This is a genomic window from Marinomonas sp. 63XJN7_7_ISO-PGPR-S23-202 (genome assembly GCF_056173505.1).
In genome coordinates this window covers 3212182-3231145 of the sequence record NZ_CM149677.1, presented here as the reverse complement: position 1 = coordinate 3231145, position 18964 = coordinate 3212182, and the positions used below count along the sequence as shown (strand labels likewise).

19 protein-coding genes are annotated in these 18964 nt (G+C 44.2%); 10 read left to right on the top strand and 9 right to left on the bottom strand.

The window, feature by feature from the left end:
* Window positions 1–5: 5 nt before the first annotated feature.
* The gene (pabB, locus tag AC0VYG_RS14980; RefSeq protein WP_475428766.1) at window positions 6–1427 is read right to left on the bottom strand and encodes an aminodeoxychorismate synthase component I; all 1422 of its coding nucleotides are present in this window, start codon (window positions 1425–1427) and stop codon (window positions 6–8) included.
* Window positions 1428–1498: 71 nt separating this feature from the next.
* Between pabB and AC0VYG_RS14975 the strand changes: the two genes are divergently transcribed.
* From AC0VYG_RS14975 to AC0VYG_RS14955, 5 genes are all read left to right on the top strand, one after another.
* Window positions 1499–2365: an alpha/beta fold hydrolase gene (locus tag AC0VYG_RS14975; RefSeq protein WP_475428765.1), complete on the top strand. Its 867-nt coding sequence runs from the start codon at window positions 1499–1501 to the stop codon at window positions 2363–2365.
* Between the two features lie 62 nt (window positions 2366–2427).
* The gene (locus AC0VYG_RS14970) at window positions 2428–2934 is read left to right on the top strand and encodes a GspH/FimT family pseudopilin (protein WP_475428764.1); all 507 of its coding nucleotides are present in this window, start codon (window positions 2428–2430) and stop codon (window positions 2932–2934) included.
* Entirely contained in the window at window positions 2925–3386 is a 462-nt protein-coding gene (locus tag AC0VYG_RS14965) for a hypothetical protein (RefSeq protein WP_475428763.1), read from the top strand. Before AC0VYG_RS14970 ends, AC0VYG_RS14965 begins: the two co-directional genes overlap by 10 nt.
* A complete protein-coding gene (locus AC0VYG_RS14960; protein WP_475428762.1) occupies window positions 3379–4299 on the top strand; it encodes a PulJ/GspJ family protein in 921 nt (306 codons plus the stop codon). The genes AC0VYG_RS14965 and AC0VYG_RS14960 overlap by 8 nt, the downstream gene beginning before the upstream one ends.
* Window positions 4300–4333: 34 nt before the next feature.
* The gene (locus AC0VYG_RS14955) at window positions 4334–4810 is read left to right on the top strand and encodes a hypothetical protein (RefSeq protein ID WP_475428761.1); all 477 of its coding nucleotides are present in this window, start codon (window positions 4334–4336) and stop codon (window positions 4808–4810) included.
* Window positions 4811–4823: 13 nt separating this feature from the next.
* Here the strand turns inward: AC0VYG_RS14955 and AC0VYG_RS14950 are convergent, their stop codons facing one another.
* Entirely contained in the window at window positions 4824–5087 is a 264-nt protein-coding gene (locus tag AC0VYG_RS14950; protein WP_475428760.1) for a PP0621 family protein, read from the bottom strand.
* Between the two features lie 73 nt (window positions 5088–5160).
* Between AC0VYG_RS14950 and AC0VYG_RS14945 the strand changes: the two genes are divergently transcribed.
* Window positions 5161–6798 (top strand): NAD+ synthase, encoded by a 1638-nt coding sequence (locus tag AC0VYG_RS14945; protein ID WP_475428759.1) that lies wholly within the window; start codon window positions 5161–5163, stop codon window positions 6796–6798.
* A 55-nt stretch (window positions 6799–6853) separates the two neighbouring features.
* Here the strand turns inward: AC0VYG_RS14945 and AC0VYG_RS14940 are convergent, their stop codons facing one another.
* Window positions 6854–8155, bottom strand: a complete 1302-nt coding sequence (locus AC0VYG_RS14940) for a sensor domain-containing phosphodiesterase (protein WP_475428758.1) — start codon at window positions 8153–8155, stop codon at window positions 6854–6856.
* A 314-nt stretch (window positions 8156–8469) separates the two neighbouring features.
* Between AC0VYG_RS14940 and AC0VYG_RS14935 the strand changes: the two genes are divergently transcribed.
* A complete protein-coding gene (locus AC0VYG_RS14935; protein WP_475428757.1) occupies window positions 8470–9039 on the top strand; it encodes a hypothetical protein in 570 nt (189 codons plus the stop codon).
* Between the two features lie 13 nt (window positions 9040–9052).
* On the opposite strand, the gene AC0VYG_RS14930 is transcribed toward AC0VYG_RS14935, so the two are convergent.
* Window positions 9053–10537 (bottom strand): glycosyl hydrolase family 79 N-terminal domain-containing protein, encoded by a 1485-nt coding sequence (locus AC0VYG_RS14930; RefSeq protein WP_475428756.1) that lies wholly within the window; start codon window positions 10535–10537, stop codon window positions 9053–9055.
* Window positions 10538–10770: 233 nt separating this feature from the next.
* On the bottom strand, window positions 10771–11337 hold the full coding sequence (locus AC0VYG_RS14925) for a hypothetical protein (RefSeq protein WP_475428755.1): 567 nt from the start codon (window positions 11335–11337) through the stop codon (window positions 10771–10773).
* A gap of 600 nt (window positions 11338–11937) precedes the next feature.
* On the opposite strand from AC0VYG_RS14925, the gene AC0VYG_RS14920 reads away from it, so the two are divergent.
* The 3 genes from AC0VYG_RS14920 (at window position 11938) to AC0VYG_RS14910 (ending at window position 15050) form a co-directional block, all read left to right on the top strand.
* The gene (locus AC0VYG_RS14920) at window positions 11938–12891 is read left to right on the top strand and encodes a GGDEF domain-containing protein (RefSeq protein ID WP_475428754.1); all 954 of its coding nucleotides are present in this window, start codon (window positions 11938–11940) and stop codon (window positions 12889–12891) included.
* A 126-nt stretch (window positions 12892–13017) separates the two neighbouring features.
* Window positions 13018–14355: a DUF3422 family protein gene (locus tag AC0VYG_RS14915; protein WP_475428753.1), complete on the top strand. Its 1338-nt coding sequence runs from the start codon at window positions 13018–13020 to the stop codon at window positions 14353–14355.
* A gap of 74 nt (window positions 14356–14429) precedes the next feature.
* Entirely contained in the window at window positions 14430–15050 is a 621-nt protein-coding gene (locus AC0VYG_RS14910) for a MarC family protein (RefSeq protein WP_067015590.1), read from the top strand.
* 92 nt (window positions 15051–15142) lie between these two features.
* On the opposite strand, the gene AC0VYG_RS14905 is transcribed toward AC0VYG_RS14910, so the two are convergent.
* From AC0VYG_RS14905 to AC0VYG_RS14890, 4 genes are read right to left on the bottom strand one after another with little or no spacing between them, the layout of a single operon-like run.
* A complete protein-coding gene (locus AC0VYG_RS14905) occupies window positions 15143–15898 on the bottom strand; it encodes a GntR family transcriptional regulator (RefSeq protein WP_475428752.1) in 756 nt (251 codons plus the stop codon).
* Between the two features lie 58 nt (window positions 15899–15956).
* The gene (locus tag AC0VYG_RS14900; RefSeq protein WP_475428751.1) at window positions 15957–17072 is read right to left on the bottom strand and encodes an ABC transporter ATP-binding protein; all 1116 of its coding nucleotides are present in this window, start codon (window positions 17070–17072) and stop codon (window positions 15957–15959) included.
* A 32-nt stretch (window positions 17073–17104) separates the two neighbouring features.
* Window positions 17105–17968: a carbohydrate ABC transporter permease gene (locus tag AC0VYG_RS14895; RefSeq protein WP_475428750.1), complete on the bottom strand. Its 864-nt coding sequence runs from the start codon at window positions 17966–17968 to the stop codon at window positions 17105–17107.
* A gap of 10 nt (window positions 17969–17978) precedes the next feature.
* On the bottom strand, window positions 17979–18914 hold the full coding sequence (locus AC0VYG_RS14890; protein ID WP_475428749.1) for a carbohydrate ABC transporter permease: 936 nt from the start codon (window positions 18912–18914) through the stop codon (window positions 17979–17981).
* Window positions 18915–18964 lie beyond the last annotated feature (50 nt).

Genomic DNA, 18964 nt, shown 5'->3' with positions numbered 1-18964 from the left:
ACGGCCTACTTCAAAAAAACATGTTCAAGAGTATGGGTCAACTTACCTACCTTGGTAAAGGTTTCTTGGTATTCCGATTCACAGATTGAATCCGCGACAAGTCCACCACCGGCCCAACAGTAGATGTTTCCCTTATCGGCCACGAGAGTTCGGATGGTAATGCTTGAGTCCATTTGGCCATTGGCACTGAAATACACAATGGAACCACAATAAGCGGAACGTTCATCCGGTTCAAGTTCATCAATAATTTGCATGGCTCTTATTTTAGGGGCACCTGTGATCGAGCCGCCAGGGAAGCTTTCGTGAAAAACATGAATGGCTTGGTCTCGCGAGCCTATGCTGCCCTCAACAGTTGATACCAAATGGTGAACATTAGCGTAACTTTCAAGAGCAAATAGCGACGGCACTTTAATACTGCCTGTTAGACACGTTCGTCCAAGGTCATTCCGTAATAGATCAACAATCATAAGGTTTTCGGCGCGATCTTTCTTTGACCCCAGTAAGGTATCGGCATTTTTTTTATCGGCTTGAGGGGTTTCGCCTCGGGCAATGGTGCCTTTTATCGGCTTGGATTCTATCCGACCTTTATCACAGAGTAAAAAACGTTCTGGGGAGTGGCTCAATATTGCCTGATCAGGTGATAACGCGAGATAAGCTGAAAAAGGAGTGGGGCATACGGCTCTTAATTGTTGGTAAGCAATGAATGGGTCCCCATGGTAGGTGCTCGAAAAACGTTGCGCCAAATTGACTTGATAGCAATCACCCGCTTGAATATAGGCTTTTACTCGATCAAACTTCGCGGCGTAAGAGGCGGCACTCATATTCGATGTGAATCGACTATGCAGCCTAAACTCTGAGGTTGCCGCTTGGCAGCTATCTTTTTTTTGCTGTTGTGGTTCTTGTAATAGAAAAAGGATCGAGTTGGATTCTTCAAGAGAACACCAAGGGGTGATGACCAACTGAGTGCTACGACGAGCGTGGTTTGTCACGACGGCCCAGCCATATAGACCGACGCTGAGAGGATCAAGTTGTATGTCGTGATTGACTGAATCGGGCAGTCTCTCAACATAGTGACCGCTTTCATAGCCATAATAGCCTAGTAATCCGCCAATAAATGGCAGGTTTGCGGGGGCATTTTTCGCCCAATCTTCCTGTACAATGTGGGTATAAAGTTCATTGAGAAGAGCCATCGGATTGTCTGTGTCACTGAGCTCGTATAGCACCTTACCACGCCAATCGATCGGCACGTCATGGCACTTGGGGTGAATGCGAGCAAGTGGATTGGCGACGAGTATGTCGAATTGCGTGTCTGGAAAGTGTTCATGGTTGCTGTCCAGTATGGCTGGGTAAGGTAAGTGTCTTATTGCTTGGAAGAAGGGCAATAACGAACTCTGATATGGTAGGTCTATCAGTGTTATTTCTGGCATAATAAAGGCAACCGCTCGTGTAAAATAAAATATTGTAGTCTTTAATAGGGGCTCCTACAGGGTTATTACAAGTGTCTGATGTTTTTTTTCTTTCTTTAAAGAATGGTCGTATAGCTTATCGTCTCTATGAAAATCCTGATGCGGATACAGATCGAGCCTGTTTAATGTTGCATGGCGCTGGAGTCGATGGGGATATTACGTATTCACCTATGTTGCCATTTTTAAAGAAATGGCGGCGTATTCTTATACCTGATTTAAAAGGCATGGGAGCGTCTTACCACCATGGTGGTAAAGAAGCGCCCGTGACCATTGCTGAGTTGACGAGCGAAGTTGAGGCGCTTTTACTGTCCTTGGATTGGCGGGAATTTGATGTGGTAGGGTACTCTTTAGGCGGCCTGATTGCGCTAAACCTTAATCATCACCGAGTGATGGCAGGGTTAACGCCATTAAAAATGGCTTTGCTTGAACCCGCATCGCTTGATCGGGAGGATCTACAGGCGCTCATTGAGGTGCGTAAAAAATATCGGCAAGCTTCTCAGACCATTCGTGAAACGGGTGATGTTGAACTGGGGGTCGCGAGTTTTATGGACACTGTTTCGCCCAATCGCCGTAAGAACCCCGCCGCTGAATCAACAACGCAATCTCGTTTGGCCCATCGCCCATTGGGTTTTGCTTTTGCTTTGGATGCCGTAACAAATCATGTGGAAGTCATTGCGGCAGCCCCTGAGTATAGACAGGCCATGATTGAAGCGGCGAAAGAGGTGTATTTGCTCTCCGGGGAGTTAAGCAGCGACTCTCTCAAAGACCATTATCAACTGTTGAGTGAGCGCTACGAGGGGTGGCGTCATAAGGTGTTCAGTGGTTGTGATCATTCTTTGCCTTTCCAAAAACCACGACAAATTGCCAAACTTATTGATAAATGGTTTTTCCCCTCCTAGCATGTTGTGAGGGCGATTTGTAAACAAGAGTATTACTGAGTTGGAGACAAGGAGGTTTCCACATGTATCAACCCCATCTGCATGGTTTCACTTTCATTGAAGTGTTGTGTGTTCTTGCCATTCTGTCCATTTTGTCTTTTTTCGGTGCCACTCATTTTTTTGTCTACCAAAAGGAACATCAAGACAGGCAAATGTTGCAAGAAGACATGGATAGTTTGTCTGAAGCACTGCTTGAAGCTCGCCAAATGGCGATTAAATCCGGCTCAATGAGTTTTGTTTGCGGAGGAGAGAATTGTAGCGGGATATGGTCGTCAGGTTTTGAAGTCCGGCAGCAAGAAGGTTATGCCAAAGAATACCGTCGGGTTCAATTCGATCATGATGTAACCGTTCATTGGCAGGGATTTCCATCGAATAAGTCGCGTATTGAGTTTCTCCCTAATGGTTTGTCCAGCTACCAAAATGGTACTTTTGTATTTTGTTTTGGCCGTTGGACGGCCGACATTATTTTGAATCAAAGTGGGCGCTTTTACCGTTCTAAGGTTCGTCGAGCAGGTGAGTCATGTGTGTAATATTTGCGATGAGCCGGGTTCGATCTATTGTTTCTAAATCCGCCTCTTTAAACAAAGGGGCACAAGGTCAATCTATGCTATGTCAGCGCCGATGTTCTCGAAGTCGGCAATCGGGTTGGATGATCTTCGAAATCTTGATAAGTCTCGCTTTATTAGGGTTGGTATTGACATTAGCTCAGCGCCAAACCGTCGTGCAGTGGCAAACCATTGAGCGCTCTGAAGCTCATCGGATAACGCGAGAAAATCGTTCCAGAGCCGATGCAATGGTAAGCCTGACTGGTCAGGATACTTGGCGTGAGCATGTTGGTTTCACTTCTTCACATAGACAGACCTACCCACTTTGCCAGCATTGTTCTGGCGAAGGGTTACGGCAGTGGTTTGATGCCGCACAAAGTGCTTCGTTGAATACTTTCGCGGGTGGTAAGGAAGAACAAGGTGGGCGGCATGAATAGTCGATATAGGTTGCGTGGTGGTTTGTTGCTTGAGGTGATGGTTGCCTGTGCTTTGATCGCCATTATTGTCCCTTTGATCGGCCGAGCTATCTGGCAACTTCAAGCTCGTGATGCACTAGCGAGTACGTATGCAGAGCAAGAAACTTTTTCCTCTGCATTAGCGTCTCAGTTTACCGCGCAATGGTCACGCCTTCGTCCTGCAGGTTGTTCTCCGAATGAGCAGAGTCAGTTACGGATTGGTAAAGGTGGGGAGGTGCCTAAGCGTTTGCAGAGGCGAGATGTGGATGATCATTCCGATTGGCTACAAGCGACAGACAGTGGGGCTTGTCGCCTGTCGATTCGATCATTGAGTAATCCTTTAACGTTAGCCAATGAATGTGGCTTTTCGCCCGGTGAAAGGGCGAATGTATCGACATGCTTGGGGAATGTTAATGCTCGCGTCACTCGAGTATCTGCACAGAGTACAACCTTTCAATTGTCTTCATTAACGGTGATGCCCACAGACTCAAATAAGGCTGTTTCTTTAGTAGGGCAGACGGGAGTACTGGAAAGTCGAGCCCCTTTTTATTGGTACGTGGGGCAGGGTAAAAACCATCAGCCCGCATTTTGGCGTACGCCGGTTTTTAGTGGGCGTTCGCTGGCACTTTGGTTGGGTCTAAAGAGGCTCGCTGTGTTTCCTTTGCTGGATGACAATCAGGACGGTAACGTCGATGCGATTGATAAAGCTTATGGTACCTATGATATGGGGAAAGTATTAGGACTGTGGGTGGAATATCTTTATCAGTTAAATGATTGTGAGGTAGCAAAGACAGCACAAATTCAACAAACTTACCATTCGATGCGCGGAGAACAGTGGCACTATAACGCTCCCTGCGAAGGCGTTGCCAATACCATTGTGGTGTTTACTGGCTAGAGGTTAGATAGGGTAGAAAAGCAAAGGAGGTAGTGTGCAACGTCGGCTCATCAGTCATCAAGGAGGCTGGATTTCATTGCCCATTATTGTGTTTTTGGTTGTGGTGGCAGGATTATCCTTTGCCTACCAGCAACGCTTGCAAACCCACTTAGCGTGGCGTGGAAAGCGGCAAGAAGTCGATCAGAATCAGCGACTTTGGCAGGTTTTCTCTGAACAAGTGGTGCGGCATATCGCCTTGTCATCAGCGCAAAAAAGCCCCTGTTCAGGATTTTGTACGTTAGCAAATAACGACTCTGTTTCTCATTACCGCTTGTGGCGTTATAAAAGGGCACGGCTCCGCTATCAATTTGATCAGATAGCATTAGGTGCGAACAAACATTTTTATCGATTGTGTGCTCATAAGATTAACACCATGCATCAAACGGCGTATTTGATTCACCTTCGATTTCATTGTTGGTGGTGGCAAAACCATCACATCGTCAGTCATGGTTTTGTCACCGTGACAAAATGATTTGTATGAGTGTTTAACTCTTTTGTTTATGGAACAGTTGCAAGTGCTCTTTTGTGCAAAAAGCATGAGCATCTTGGTCGTGAACGGCATGTGAGCGAGGCACATAGGTTCGACATTGCTCGCAACGAACCATGGGTTCTTCATCGTTTGTGGTAGGGCCTTTCTTAGGCTGATTCACCTTTGAGGTGGCTTTTGCTCGATTAAAAGCAATGAATTGGCGATATATCCACCAGCCAATAAGGAAAATTGCAATAAAAACGATCAAACGTACGATCATATACTTTACCTAGGTTGGGTAATTCCAGACAATAAGATGCATATTCTAACAGAGTTTACGAGATAGCAACTGTATGACATTACGAATCGCAATGGCACAGCTAGATATGCTAGTTGGTGACATCACAAAAAACACTCAAGCTGTGATTGATGCGGCCAACCAAGCCCGCGATATAGAACAAGCTGATGTGATCGTTTTTCCAGAATTAACGCTCACAGGTTATCCCCCTGAAGACTTACTATTGCGCCCAAGTTTGGATGGCCGTGTCGAATCTGCTTTATTTAGGATTCTTGAGGAGGTTCAGGGAATTTATGTGGTGGTTGGTTACCCACGTCGTATTGATGGCGACCTGTTTAACTGTACCGGTGTTATCTATCAAGGAAAGTTGCTGGGGGAATACGCTAAGCAAAAGTTGCCAAACTTTTTAGTATTTGATGAAAAACGCTATTTTAGCGAAGGTCAGGACGCCTGCATTGTGGATATTAAAGGGGTTAAATTTGGCTTAACCATTTGCGAAGACATCTGGCATCCAGGCCCTATCGCACAGGCTAAAGAGGCCGGTGCCGAAATCATTTTAAACCTAAATGCATCGCCGTTTCATATTGAAAAAATGGGCCAGCGTGAAGCCTTGCTTCATCAACGAGCGACAGAAGCCAGCCTGCCTATTGTCTATGTTAACTATATGGGAGCCCAAGACGAATTAGTCTATGAAGGCGGCTCTTTTGTGGTGAATGCTCGTGGTGAGAAAATATCGCAAGCCCCTTGGTTTGAAGCAGGCTTGTACTGTGTTGATGTAATCGTTGATGAAAGTCAACCGAATAAAATTATGCCTGTTGCTGGAGACATTGCGCCGGCGCTGGATGTTGAAGCCAGTGTTTATCAAGCGATGGTTCTGGGGCTGCGTGACTATATTAATAAAAATCGCTTTAAAGGCATTGTGCTCGGCTTGAGTGGTGGTGTTGATTCCGCCTTATCTTTAGCGGTGGCGGTGGATGCCATAGGGGCGGATCGTGTTCAGGCGGTGATGATGCCCTACACCTATACTTCTTCTATGAGTTTAGAAGATGCTGAAGAAGAAGCGAATCTATTGGGGGTGAAATACAGCGTGTTGCCTATTGAGCCTATGGTCTCCGCATTTAGTGATGCCCTAGCACCTGAGTTTGATGGGTTTTCTAAAGATACGACAGAAGAAAACTTACAAGCGCGTACTCGTGGCGTGGTCTTAATGGCTATTTCCAACAAAAAAGGTTTGATGGTGCTGACAACGGGCAATAAAAGTGAAATGGCGGTTGGTTATGCAACGCTTTATGGGGATATGGTTGGCGGTTACTCCGTTTTAAAAGATGTCTTTAAAACGCTTGTCTTTAAGCTGTGTCATTACCGCAACTCATTGGGGCATGTGATTCCTGAGCGTGTTATAAGCCGTCCCCCCTCAGCTGAGTTGGCGCCTGATCAAGTCGATGAAGATTCTTTGCCAAGCTACGATGTGCTTGATGACATTTTGCACATGTACATCGAACAAGATTTGAGTGCTGAAGCCATTTTGGCGACGAAGCAGTTTGATCGTGACACCGTTTATCGCGTTTTACGTCTTGTGGATGTGAACGAATACAAGCGTCGTCAAGCACCAACGGGGGTGCGCATCACGGCGCGAGGTTTCGGACGAGATCGTCGTTATCCGATAACGAATGGCTGGCACATAGGGGATTAACTAGTACAGTCCGTTGAGTTAATCGCTCTTCATCGTTTTCCCTACAGGGGAAGGGTTATTCGGCCTTTTGCTCGTTTTGTTCATTCAAGTCGAAGCTAAAGGCTAATGCCTCGTTCAACGGGACTGGGTGGCAAAGGTGGTAACCCTGTATCTTTTCTACTCCCAAGTATTTTAGAGTATCTGATTCTTCTTGGGTTTCAACACCTTCTCCAAGTACTTTACTATTGGTTTCTTTGGCAAAGCTGGTTAAGGCGGTGATCAAAGCGCGACGGCCATTATCGGCATTGACATTGTTAATTAAACTTCGGTCTAGTTTAATGATGTCTGCTTGTAATTCTAGGATATGATGAAAGCTGGCGAAGCCGGCGCCAGCATCATCAACGGCAAGTCGCATGCCTTGTTTTCGAAAAGGTTTCAGTACTTCCTGAAAGGCTTGATAGTCATCGATAACTTCTCGCTCTGTGACTTCTAATATGATGCGATGAAGTGGTGCTGTGTCAAATAACTCACGGAAGCGTTCAGAATATAGGTATTTAGGTGAGATATTCAGGGTGATGTAAAAGCAATCAGGGATATATTCAAGATGCTTAAGAGCGGTCTCAATGGCAAACATCTCAAGTTCTTCGCCAAGCCCTGCCTGATCCGCTAGGTCAAACCAATAGTCCGGTGTTTGAACAGGCTCAATGTTGAAACGTGATAAACATTCAAACCCCAGAACACGCTTTTTAACAATATCGTATATGGGTTGAAACACAATCGACAGTAATTGGTTTTGAAGGATGATAGTAATCTGATTGCATAATGCCTGTTTGATTGTATTTTGTCTTATTCTTTCTTCTAAATTGCGGGCAGCGACTTTAGCAAAGAGCTTCATCAAAGATAAGTCTTTTTGAGATAACGTAGGGTCAGGTTTTTTGCTAAAACAGCACAGTGTGCCATACACCGACTCATCAGAGAAAACAATCGGTACGCCAATATAACTACCGATATTGAGCTGATGGGTGATACTGAGGTGTTTAGTAATGGTATTGAGTGACGTGTCTGGAATGATTTCTGGTAAAATATTGTCAACAATTAATTGACAGTAAGTCTGTTCGCACAGGTCAATATGGCCGTTTTTAAGGGGCGTTTCATTATCATGGTTGATATCGATCAGGCATACTTCACGTTGACCATTATGAAAGCGTGAAAGAAAGGCAATATCCATCCCTAAATGAACACGTACCGCATTGATGAGGTAATTGAGATCATAGTTTGGATCATTGAAGCTTGTTGTGTCAGACGATTGTTCTGAGAGGATACTAAGCATCGCTTGTTTTTTGGGATCGACTAAATCGCTTTTATAATGTGGTCCCATACGGTTGCCTTATGTTGAAGTGCTGGTGTGTTCCTTGCTGATGTGTTCCTTTATGAGCGCATTGATTCTTGATTAGAATGATATAAGGATATTCCCTATTTTACTGTAAGAGTCTGTATTGATATGTAGGAAAATTATGAAGTAAGTAGTTCTTACTGAAAAGACCATAAGGAGCTGTGTTTAACTCGTGTATAATGGAGCGAATTTGCTCAATTATGTTAAAAATGTAAAAAAAGTGTTTGCATGTACTTGTCACGTTTAATTTGTGTCGTTTTTTTGTATCCTATGCAAAGCTTTTAATTTGTAGGAAGAAAATGTTTCGCTTTATCCTGATGGGGTTGTTGTTTGTATCAAGCGCCACCTTTGCTTCGCTATCTTCATGTGACATACATGACATGAACAGTTTGATTGCCTGTTTGAGCCATTCTGAACGGTTGAAGATTGTGCCTAAAACAATCAATAACGGACATTGGGTGTATACCATTCAAGCGACGAAAGACAGCGACACGCCGAATGTGTTTATCGCGACTTTATTATCTTCATCGAAAGTGCACTATATTGATAGTCCTGTTGAAATGACCATTCGCTGTAAAGACAAGAAAGTCAATTTCCAGATTCACTGGAAGGGAGTGAAATTAAAGGAGGGTTCTCCTTCTGTTATCTACCATTTTGATAATGGGCCAAATCAATCTGCGAAGTGGGATACCGCTGTCGGACGCCAATCTCTGGAAGTCTCTAAACCGATGGATTTTATTCGCGAGCTGGCTAAGTCAAAACAGTTTATGGTTCAGGCGAAAATGGGCCATTCGCCGTCGGTCGATGCTGTTTTTAATACGACAGGACTTGCCAATTTAATGCCTGTTATGAAAGGGCTTTGCTATTAATACCATGGCTTCCCTATAAACTAAAACACCAGAAACTAATGCTATAAGCACTGACTACATTCAATTTTGATAGGGCAGGGAAGTCTTTTAATTTGACCTGTCCGCCCTTAAACTTCGGGCGAATGCCATTGATTCTGATTTTTCTTGATGTCAGTGAATCCGCCGTTATTTCATAACGTCTTTTCTTTGTTCCGAATCCTTGGCATTGGATGATTTTGTGGCGTGCCGACATATTAAGAATCATGAGAGTACACTTGCCTTCTTTTCGTGCGCTGTGACAGTAGACTAATACATCTGGATCACTGCTTCGAACATCATAAACCTCTTTTCCCATCAACTTCTTCCAGAGCCAACTGAGCCAATAATCAGGATTGAGTTTAAGAGATTGACGATTAATCAGTGCATAATCTCCACCGATCAAGCTCTGTCTGATCATCACTTTTTGACCAAGGCGTGCCCCTCTTCCTAATTGATCAGCCCACCAAAAAGAAGAGGCGAAGCGGTCAGACAGTTTGACCTCCCCGCCACATTGTGCTGAACCTGTTTCCCCCGTCCATATATCCGCTTGTGGTTGATACCTGTTTCGGTAGGTTGTGAGTTGTGTTAAATAGCGTTGGAAGTCCAGTAAAGAACGTGGAGACATTATGTTTCTTAGCGTTGCGGCGCGAGTGCGAATAGGGGAGCGACTGCTTTGAAAAGGATAGTAGTGCCAATCAACAATATCGAGTTTTTCATTTAAAGAGGATAAAAAGCTTGGTGTGATGTTGCTAAAGGGTTTAATGGTTTCGCCTAATCTAGGCCAAAAAGCACTGCCAGGACCCGCTATTTTACTCTTTGGGCTATGTTGTCGAATGGTGCGAATAAAGGTGTCATAATCTTTAGCAAGAAGGCGGGCTCTGGGCTGGGAGGTAATACCGTGGAAAGCCCAATAGGCATTGAGTTCATTGCCGAGCTCACAAATAGCGATGTGTTGATGGTTGTCCTGGCTGTATTTGAGTAACTTGATAACCTCGTCGGCTTGCCAATGGCCATGCTGTTGGCGGTTAAAAAGGCCATATTTAAATGTGAACATAAGGGAGAGTTCTAAGCGCTCACAGAATCTATGTAAGTTATCCCACATGGTTTTGCGTAATACCAAAGTATCGCTGGTGGTATCTGTTGTGTCGAAGTATTGGATGTTGTCAGCTTCAGAACCTCCAACCCTTAAATAGGCAGGTCCTAGGGCTTGTACTAATCTGTCCAGCTTTCCAGGCTGCAGGTTCAATGGGGGGATTTTTTTTGTCCCTAATCCCTGTTGGCTGCTAGTGCTTCCTTCCCACCAAAAACCACCTGCTAGAACCGAAATATCGATTGAAAAAGAAAGATACTTATCATCTATCTGAGCAATAGCGTCCGTCTGATTTAGGCTAATGATGACGTTATTATTTTGAAGTTTTGTGGTTTGACGTATCACACCACGTCGATGAGGCCAATGTATCAGCCGATTTCGTTTAAACAAAGAACAAGCCTCCTATTAGCCTTTTTCTAATGTCTTAGTATGCAAAGTGAATGTGACACTTAGAAGAAAAAGTAGTATTACCTCCTTTTCCAAGGAAATGAAAAGGTAGGGCGATTAATAAAGAGGGGATAATAGCCAGAAAGTAGAGCGTGAATGTGGACTGCAGCAGATCTCAATACGTCATTGACTCGAACATCACTGTAAGCAATTCAATTAGTTAGGCACTGGTTATGTTAATTTGTGAATGAGCAGGTGATAGATTGCTTCGCCTTCGCCGAGCCACAAACGGTTTGGTAGGCATGTGGGTTGTTGATTAAGGCATAGTGCGCGTCACTGTCTCGACATAGGTCTTCAAAACGCTCTTTTTTTTGTATAAATAATTCGCGCTCATAAAGGGAGTCAGTATTGGCTACCGTGTCACTGTTTAATTCGGTAAAGTTGTCTTCCCTGGCTTTTTCCGCACGATATTTTAGTTCGTTGTATTGCAAGCGTACTTGATGACAATAACCACTATTTGGTTCGTTTTCTGTACAATCGTCGAGCGTTTTTTTTAAATCCGCCAGGGCCTGAGCGTATTCGTTATCAGGCACAACGCTTTGACGTTGTTCTTCTGCAAGTCTCTTTAATTCCCGAGCTTCTATTGCCTTTCGGTCAGCGTTTAACACTTGTTCTTGTTTGAGGCAAGAGCGGCCAAAGGCGACCAGGTCAAGGGCGTAAGCTGGGCTGCTAATCGAGACCAGAGAACAAATAAAAGTGGTAGCAAAGACATTTACTGACCAAGATAGCGTATGGCATTTCATAATCGTCTATACTCAAAAAAACATAGTGTTAAGTCTATCTTAATTCCATCTGTATGTAACAAGGAGTAGATAGGGGAAAAGAGTATTCAGTCTTTTTCGGTTTAGCATAAAGTCTATATTATGCTTATTATCAGCATGCCAGAAAAAATCAATGGCGAAGTGTCACTCATTTTACTCACGAATAACTGTCATTTTGTTGACATAACTCTTAGTGTCAAATCAAATACAACTTATGTCGTTTTTTTGCTCCTCTGGGCACGTTTCCACTTCAGGTTTGTTTAGAAGGTAAGTAAGCATCCGTTCATTATTCTCTATATTGGCCTAATCGGGTAGCTGTTATGGCAGTAGTGGCGATAAAAAGTAATGCAATAAACTAAAGAGAAGTGATTTAGTGCCAATATAATGGTTATTAGAAGAAGCCTGCTTTTGGGTGAGCTTCCTATTGGTGAAAGGGGTCTTGAATCACTCCGTCATACAATGGTGTTGAGCGAGCAGGCTGGTGCGATCATAAATTTCGAAATGATGTAAACGAAAATAGATATGAAAAGGCCGCAAACAGGGTTCGTTAGCTGCTTTAAAAATTTTTTAGGTGGCTCTTAAATGACTGAACGACAAAAAGTTCTCGTAATTGATGATGAGATTATTAATTTAAAAATCATTAGTAGTATATTACGTGATGATGTGGATGTGATATTGGCGAAAAGTGGTGAGCAAGGTATTAGAAAAGCCATTGAGCTGACACCTGACTTAATTTTGTTGGATGTGATGATGCCTGGTATGGATGGTTTTGAGACCATGACGCAGTTACGTCATGATGTTCGTACCTGCGCTATCCCAATTATTTTCATCACGGCACTGGGCAATGAAATTCACGAGGAAAAGGGATTGTTGTTAGGTGCGAGTGATTACATACAAAAGCCCCTCCATACAAATATTGTCCGGGCTCGTATCCAGTTGCATCTGAAGCTCGTTAAGCAGCAACGCATGCTGGAGCGTTTAGCGAATATTGATCCTTTAACGTCACTTGCCAACCGTCGTAAATACCAAGACGTTATTTCAATGGAGTGGGATGTCGCAATAACCAAGCAAAGCCTCATTTCCATGGCCATCATAGATATTGATAATTTTAAGCAATACAATGATTGCCATGGACATGCCGCTGGTGATCGTGTACTCCAACAAGTGGCGAATGTATTTACTAAACAATTTACCCATGAAGAATACTTAGTGGCGCGTTATGGCGGAGAAGAGTTTGTTGTCCTTTTGCCTGGCTCGTCAGAAGAAGAGTCTTTGGTCATGGTGCGCAATTGTCTTAAAGCCGTAGAACAGTTAGATTTGCCTTACCATACTGATGATAAGGGGGATGGGATTGTTACCATCAGTGTTGGGGGAGCGACTTGTCGCCCATCAAGCTCCCATGACATTGACGAGTTTTTCAGTTCAGCGGATAAAATGTTGTATCTTGCAAAAAAGGAAGGGAAAAATCGAGTAGTTTGGATCACGGACGATGACGGTCAGAACCAGCTAGGTCTCTTGGAAGATCAAAAAAATTAACCTTTTGACCAAGGACGGTTATTTATCATTTTCGTTCCTATTTTTCCGCTTTAGTGGCAATAACCGTTTATTCATTTAATGATCCTTTGTTAAAGTAGGGTGTCATTCTCTAACTTGGGGCGTTTTGTGAATTCTTCGAATAATGCTTATGGCTTAACCTTACATCCCTCTCGTGAAACGCTTTATGCTGAAATGCATTCACGACCCTTTCAAGTGTTGCCAAGTCCTGCACAGGTAAGTTATCTGGCCATTTTGCTTAGCCCCGAGCAGAAGCAAAAAGAGTTTGATGTATTCTGCGCTCTGTACGAGGATTTTGGTCAAGTGCCCCCTTTGGAAGATAGTGTCTGCTTCGATGTTGATTTTGGCGAATTCCGTATTCGCCGTGATAAACACTTGGAGTTTACGTCTTATATGGTGATCGCCGAAAAAGACGCTCCCGATGGGCATTTTGTTGACACCCCCTTGAACTTGCTACCAAAAGACTGGCTGGCGGCCATACCTGGCACGGTTATCGCTGCGTTCCATGTGGAGATTGCCGATGCTCGTACTCAACCTGAGCCAGACCTGTTCGAGGTGAAGGGGTATTTCGAAGAGATGAGATTAGTGGGAAGTCGTCCACAAAATGGTGACGCGCAAGTCTGGACCACTTTCCGGCTTCATAGTGATGGTTGTGGTCGTTTTTTGATATATAACAAAAACATGAGTGACAGCCAATTGGGCCGGATGGTACAGCGAGTGGTTGAAATAGAAACCTATCGGTTGTTTGCTTTATTGGCGCTACCTATTGCACGCAAATACAACCCCCAGTTGGCGCAAATGGACCAACAGTTGGCGATGATGACAGCACGGCTGGCAGACGCCAAAGAGGAATTAGATGAGCAGGCTTTGTTGACTGAACTCATTAATATGGCAGCTTGGGTGGAAGCAGCCCGAGCACAAACAACGTTTCGTTTCAGTGCGACCAATGCTTACCATGATTTGGTGATTAAAAATTTAAACGAGCTCAAAGAAGATGAAGTGTCGGGACATTTAACCATTACCGAGTTTATGACCCGCCGACTTACACCCGCTGTGCGAACCTGTAAAGCCACGGGCGAACATTTAGAAAACCTGTCAAGGCGCATTGATCGGGTCTCTGACATGATGCGAACTCAAGTGGAAATGTCGATTCAATCACAAAACCAATCACTATTGGCGTCAATGGATCGTCGCTCAAAAATCCAATTGGCGATGCAGCACACAGTGGAAGGGTTATCAGTTGCAGCGATCAGTTATTACAGCATTGGGTTGTTAAAGTTTCTTATGCAAGCGCTTTACGATAGAGGCGTCCATTTTGATAAAAGTCTTGCTATGGGTATTGCCGTTCCCGTTGTTGTGGGTGGGGTTTGGTTGGCAACACACCAAATTCATAAGCGTTTTTTAAAGTTGGCGAAAGAGAAGGTGAATGAAAGTGATGGCAGCTAAGCTTCTTGTGATAAGAGGCTGACACATCATGCTGCTGCCGGATAATATGGGCATTTAGTGGGACTGTTTTCTGGATGATAGATTTTATTGCGGTATTTATAACCTTTTTTGCTGTAATTGACCCGATTGGAACCATTCCCGTTTTTATCGCGGTGACGGATCAATATGATCAAAAAACGAAGCGGCATATCGCGTTGCTAGCAACGTTGGTTTCTGCTGGTGTCTTAATCTTTTTTGTCGTGATGGGGGAATTAATACTAAAAGCTTTATCCATTCCTTTGCCCGCGTTTCAGATATCGGGTGGCATTGTACTTTTCTTGTTTGCGTTAAATATGATTTTTGGGGATAGCAAGCCAGAAGAAGAGATTAAGTTGCTACAAGGGGATCATAAAGAAACGGCTATTTTTCCGCTTGCAGTGCCTTCTATTGCTAGTCCAGGGGCAATGCTTGCGGCAGTATTGTTGACAGAGAATAATCTATTTAGTCTCTGGGAACAGACGCAAACCGCTTTAGTGATGTTGGTTGTACTGTTTGTAGCGTATATTTTTATGTTGCTTGCAGGTGTTATTCACCGACTGATCGGTAGCAGTGGTGCGAGCGTGGTGAGTCGCGTGATGGGGTTGATTTTGTCTGCTATTGCGACAACCAATATATTGGCTGGGCTTGGTGAATATTTTAAGTGGTTACCTGCTTAAGGCTATATAAAGCTAAAGCATCGCGCTGGATCAAGCCCAATATCAGGTTGTCGAACATAACAAGTCAACAACCTGATGGTTAAGCATATTCACTAAATGGTGTTGTGGATTTCGGCGACAAAGTCGTATGAGTCTCCTGGGAACCAAGAGCGAGTAAATTCAATTGGTGTGCCATCTTGGGTGACAGCGGTACGTTCAATATAGAGTACCGCGCTAAGGGCTGGGATATCGAGTAAGCTCGCTCTTTGCTCATCAATACTAATGGCGCGAAGGCGTTGAAAAGCACGAACCGGGCGACAACCTTGTTTTTCCAATAGAGCATAGAGAGACCCTTCCATGGCAAACGGATTCACTATGTAGCGGCTGGGAATGGTCGCCATCTCCAGCGCCATGGGTTTGCCATCAGCATAGCGTAAGCGATAAAAACGAACCACTTCCTGATCTGGTGAGAGCTGTAAAGCGTTGCGTTCATCTTCATGGGGCATGCCGAGGGACCGGTCAAGCCATTTAGAGGTGATTTCTTTACCTCGAGCCATCATAACTTCAGTAAAGCTACGAAGGTGGTTGAGTGGTTGTTCAACCCGTTCACTGACAAATGTTCCCGCACCTTGGCGTTGAGTCAAAACTTCCTCTTTTACTAACTCATCAATGGCACGTCGAATGGTGACGCGGGAAACATCTAAATATTTCGCAAGATCTCGCTCTGGTGGAAGAGCATCGCCGCTGCCGACACGTCCGGCGTTTATTGCCGCGAGAATGGCTTTTTTCACCTGCATGTAGAGAGGGATGCCTTTTTTTCTTAGGGCATCGGCGGCGGCAAATAGTTCGTTAACCCGATTTTGGCTCATGGTTACTTCCTAAACGGATGGAATTCCGTATTAAAACTGGGTTGCTGCATTTGTCTCTCTACAAGGGAATAGAGGGAGACTGATGAGCATTGATTCTCGTTAATGCTTTGCCTTCATGGTCGAAAAGATACAAATAATTTGGTTTAATACCAAATTGAATTCGATCACCAGCTTGATGTTGGTTATCACCATTGACCTTTAGGACCAGTTCACCCTCTTGACCAACGTCGACATATAAATAAGACAATTCACCTAGGTGTTCGATCAAGGTCACTGTGCCTTCAAAGGTATTATCACTGCAGTTCAAAGCAATGTGTTCTGGACGCAGCCCCAAGTGGACAGTATCACCTTCATTAAGCGATGATGTGTCAATTGACGCTCGAATAACGCGGCCAGATTCTAACACAACTTGAGAATTCTCTGAGTCAGCTTGTTGGACTTTGCCCTGTAAAAAGTTCATTTTCGGTGAACCAATAAAGGCCGCCACAAATTGGGTTTTGGGATGGTGATAAAGATCCAATGGTGCACCCACTTGTTCTACGCGACCTTTGTTCATCACGACGATTTTATCACCTAATGTCATGGCTTCCACTTGATCGTGGGTTACGTAAATGACAGTGGCTTTTAATTCCTGATGCAGTTTGCCCAGTTCTACACGAGTTTGAACACGAAGGGAGGCATCTAGGTTGGATAATGGTTCATCAAAAAGAAATACCTTAGGATCACGTACGATAGCGCGGCCAATGGCAACACGTTGGCGTTGGCCGCCAGAAAGTTCCCGTGGTAAACGATCCAGAAGGTGATCAATTTTCAGCTTTTTCGCCGCTTCAATGACCTTTTCGTTCACATGGCTTTTGTCCTTGCCTGAAATTTTCAAGCCAAACGCCATGTTTTTAAACACATTCATATGCGGATACAAGGCGTAAGACTGGAAGACCATGGCAATGCCGCGTTTTGCGGGCGAACGGCCATTCACTCGTTCGTCATCTATGTAAAGGTCGCCTTCTGAAATGTCCTCAAGGCCAGATAAAAGACGCAGTAGCGTGGATTTACCACACCCCGATTCACCGATGAGAACAACGAATTCACCGTCTTTAATATCTAAGTCGATGCCGTGCAGCACGTCGACATTGCCAAATCGTTTTTTAATATTATTCAGTTTTACACTAGCCATAAATTGGGTCTCCGGCGGTCAGTTTCAGTAGACTATTTGACCGCACCGCTGGTTAAGCCGCGGATTAATTGTCTTGAAAAAATGGTGTATAGGATAAGTACTGGAACAATTGCCATGGTTAAAGCTGATAAAACCGAGTTCCAGTCAGTCACGTATTGGCCGACAAATTGTTGTACGCCCAAGGTGATAGTGCGAGTCGATTCGCCTGGTGCAAGAATCAATGGGAACCATAAATCATTCCAAATGGGTATCATGGTAAAGACAGCAACGGTTGCCATCGCGGGTTTAAGCAGTGGCAAAATGATGCAGAAGAAAATTTTGTATTCGCTTACCGAATCACAGCGTGCCGCTTCGGTCAGCTCTTTGGGAATAGTGCGTACAAACTCAGATAAGATATAGACGGCGAGCGGTAAACCTTGGGCAATATAGACCAAGACCAAAGCAGTCAATGTATTCACTAAATGTAAATTCACCATCAAACTCAAAATACTCACGGTACCCAAACGAATAGGGATCATGATGCCCATAGCAAACAAAAAGGCGATGAGTAAATTGCCTTTGAATTTGTATTCTGTTAATGCCCAAGCCGCCATGGCGCCGAACAATAAAACCAAGCCTACGGCGAGAATCGTGACGACTAGACTGTTCCATGAATACAGACCAAAGTCTGAGCGTAATAATACCTGTTGGAAACCAACAAGAGTGAACGAATCATGAGTGGGTAAACCTAATGGGTCTCGGAAAATAGCACGGCGGTCTTTAAAAGAGTTAATCACCACCACCAAAATGGGGAATAGGGCGATGATGGTATAGGCTAATAACACCGCATGAACCGACACGCTTTTAGGTAATTGACGTAATCCGTTAGAAGGCATAAGGCGATGAATCAGTTTCATAATGACTTCCTTAGAACTGGAATCGCTGAATGCGACGTTGGATAAAGAATAGGAACAACATAACGCCGACCAAGATGATTAAGAACATGAGCGTCGCCACTGCAGCCCCCATCGAGGCACTACCTTGCTGTAATTGGAAGCCAAAGAAGGTTCGGTAGAAGAAGGTTCCCATTAAGTCGGTGGAGAAGTTGGGGCCAGCGAGGGCTCCCTTCACCGCATAGATGAGTTCGAAAGCGTTAAAGTTCGCGACGAAAGTAAGAATTGACACCATGGCAATGGTTGGCAAAATCAAAGGTAGTTTGATATGCCAGAAGGTTTGGAATGAATTCGCTCCATCGACCACGCTTGCATCGATGATATCGTCTGGAATATTCAGTAAGGTGGCGTAGATTAGCATCATAGGAATGCCCACAAACTGCCAGACTGAAATAAAGCCCAAGGTAATTAGGGCACTGCTTTCTTTGCCTAGCCAAGCATCGAAGTATTGACCCAGACCAATGTCGTAAAGGAAATTCTCTGCAATTCCCCAAATTGGACTGAGCAGTAATTGCCAAACAAAGCCGATAATGACCACGGACAACATGGTTGGCATAAAAATAAGGGTTCGATAGGTGCCGGATAAACGTAACTTAGGTGAGCTCAGCAAAACCGCTAAAATCAAGCCGATTGGGTTTTGCAGTAGCATATGAATCGCAAAGAATTCAAAATTGTTGGCCAAGGCATTCCAAAAGGCATGGGACCAAGTGTCATCGGTGATAAGCGTAATAAAGTTTTGTAGACCAACAAAGCTGCTATGGCCGTCTTGCTCCTTATATAGGCTTAAGACAAGTGTATCCAGTAGAGGATACACACTGAAAACGACGTAGATGAGCAAACCTGGCCCAAGGAAAAACACCAGGTGCCAAGGAAACGGTTTTTTCTCATCATGTTGATTGGATGAAGTCATAACGTATCTCGGTAAAAGTACATTCTCGAAAAGCGACAAAATATAGGAGA

Coding starts and splice junctions, on each gene's coding strand:
- AC0VYG_RS14970 (WP_475428764.1), top strand. CDS start 2,428: ATGTATCAACCCCATCTGCATGGTTTCACTTTCATTGAAGTGTTGTGT.
- AC0VYG_RS14890 (WP_475428749.1), bottom strand. CDS start 18,914: ATGACTTCATCCAATCAACATGATGAGAAAAAACCGTTTCCTTGGCAC.
- AC0VYG_RS14900 (WP_475428751.1), bottom strand. CDS start 17,072: ATGGCTAGTGTAAAACTGAATAATATTAAAAAACGATTTGGCAATGTC.
- AC0VYG_RS14945 (WP_475428759.1), top strand. CDS start 5,161: ATGACATTACGAATCGCAATGGCACAGCTAGATATGCTAGTTGGTGAC.
- AC0VYG_RS14940 (WP_475428758.1), bottom strand. CDS start 8,155: ATGGGACCACATTATAAAAGCGATTTAGTCGATCCCAAAAAACAAGCG.
- AC0VYG_RS14920 (WP_475428754.1), top strand. CDS start 11,938: ATGACTGAACGACAAAAAGTTCTCGTAATTGATGATGAGATTATTAAT.
- AC0VYG_RS14935 (WP_475428757.1), top strand. CDS start 8,470: ATGTTTCGCTTTATCCTGATGGGGTTGTTGTTTGTATCAAGCGCCACC.
- AC0VYG_RS14960 (WP_475428762.1), top strand. CDS start 3,379: ATGAATAGTCGATATAGGTTGCGTGGTGGTTTGTTGCTTGAGGTGATG.
- AC0VYG_RS14905 (WP_475428752.1), bottom strand. CDS start 15,898: ATGAGCCAAAATCGGGTTAACGAACTATTTGCCGCCGCCGATGCCCTA.
- AC0VYG_RS14925 (WP_475428755.1), bottom strand. CDS start 11,337: ATGAAATGCCATACGCTATCTTGGTCAGTAAATGTCTTTGCTACCACT.
- pabB (WP_475428766.1), bottom strand. CDS start 1,427: ATGCCAGAAATAACACTGATAGACCTACCATATCAGAGTTCGTTATTG.
- AC0VYG_RS14965 (WP_475428763.1), top strand. CDS start 2,925: ATGTGTGTAATATTTGCGATGAGCCGGGTTCGATCTATTGTTTCTAAA.
- AC0VYG_RS14895 (WP_475428750.1), bottom strand. CDS start 17,968: ATGAAACTGATTCATCGCCTTATGCCTTCTAACGGATTACGTCAATTA.
- AC0VYG_RS14950 (WP_475428760.1), bottom strand. CDS start 5,087: ATGATCGTACGTTTGATCGTTTTTATTGCAATTTTCCTTATTGGCTGG.
- AC0VYG_RS14910 (WP_067015590.1), top strand. CDS start 14,430: ATGATAGATTTTATTGCGGTATTTATAACCTTTTTTGCTGTAATTGAC.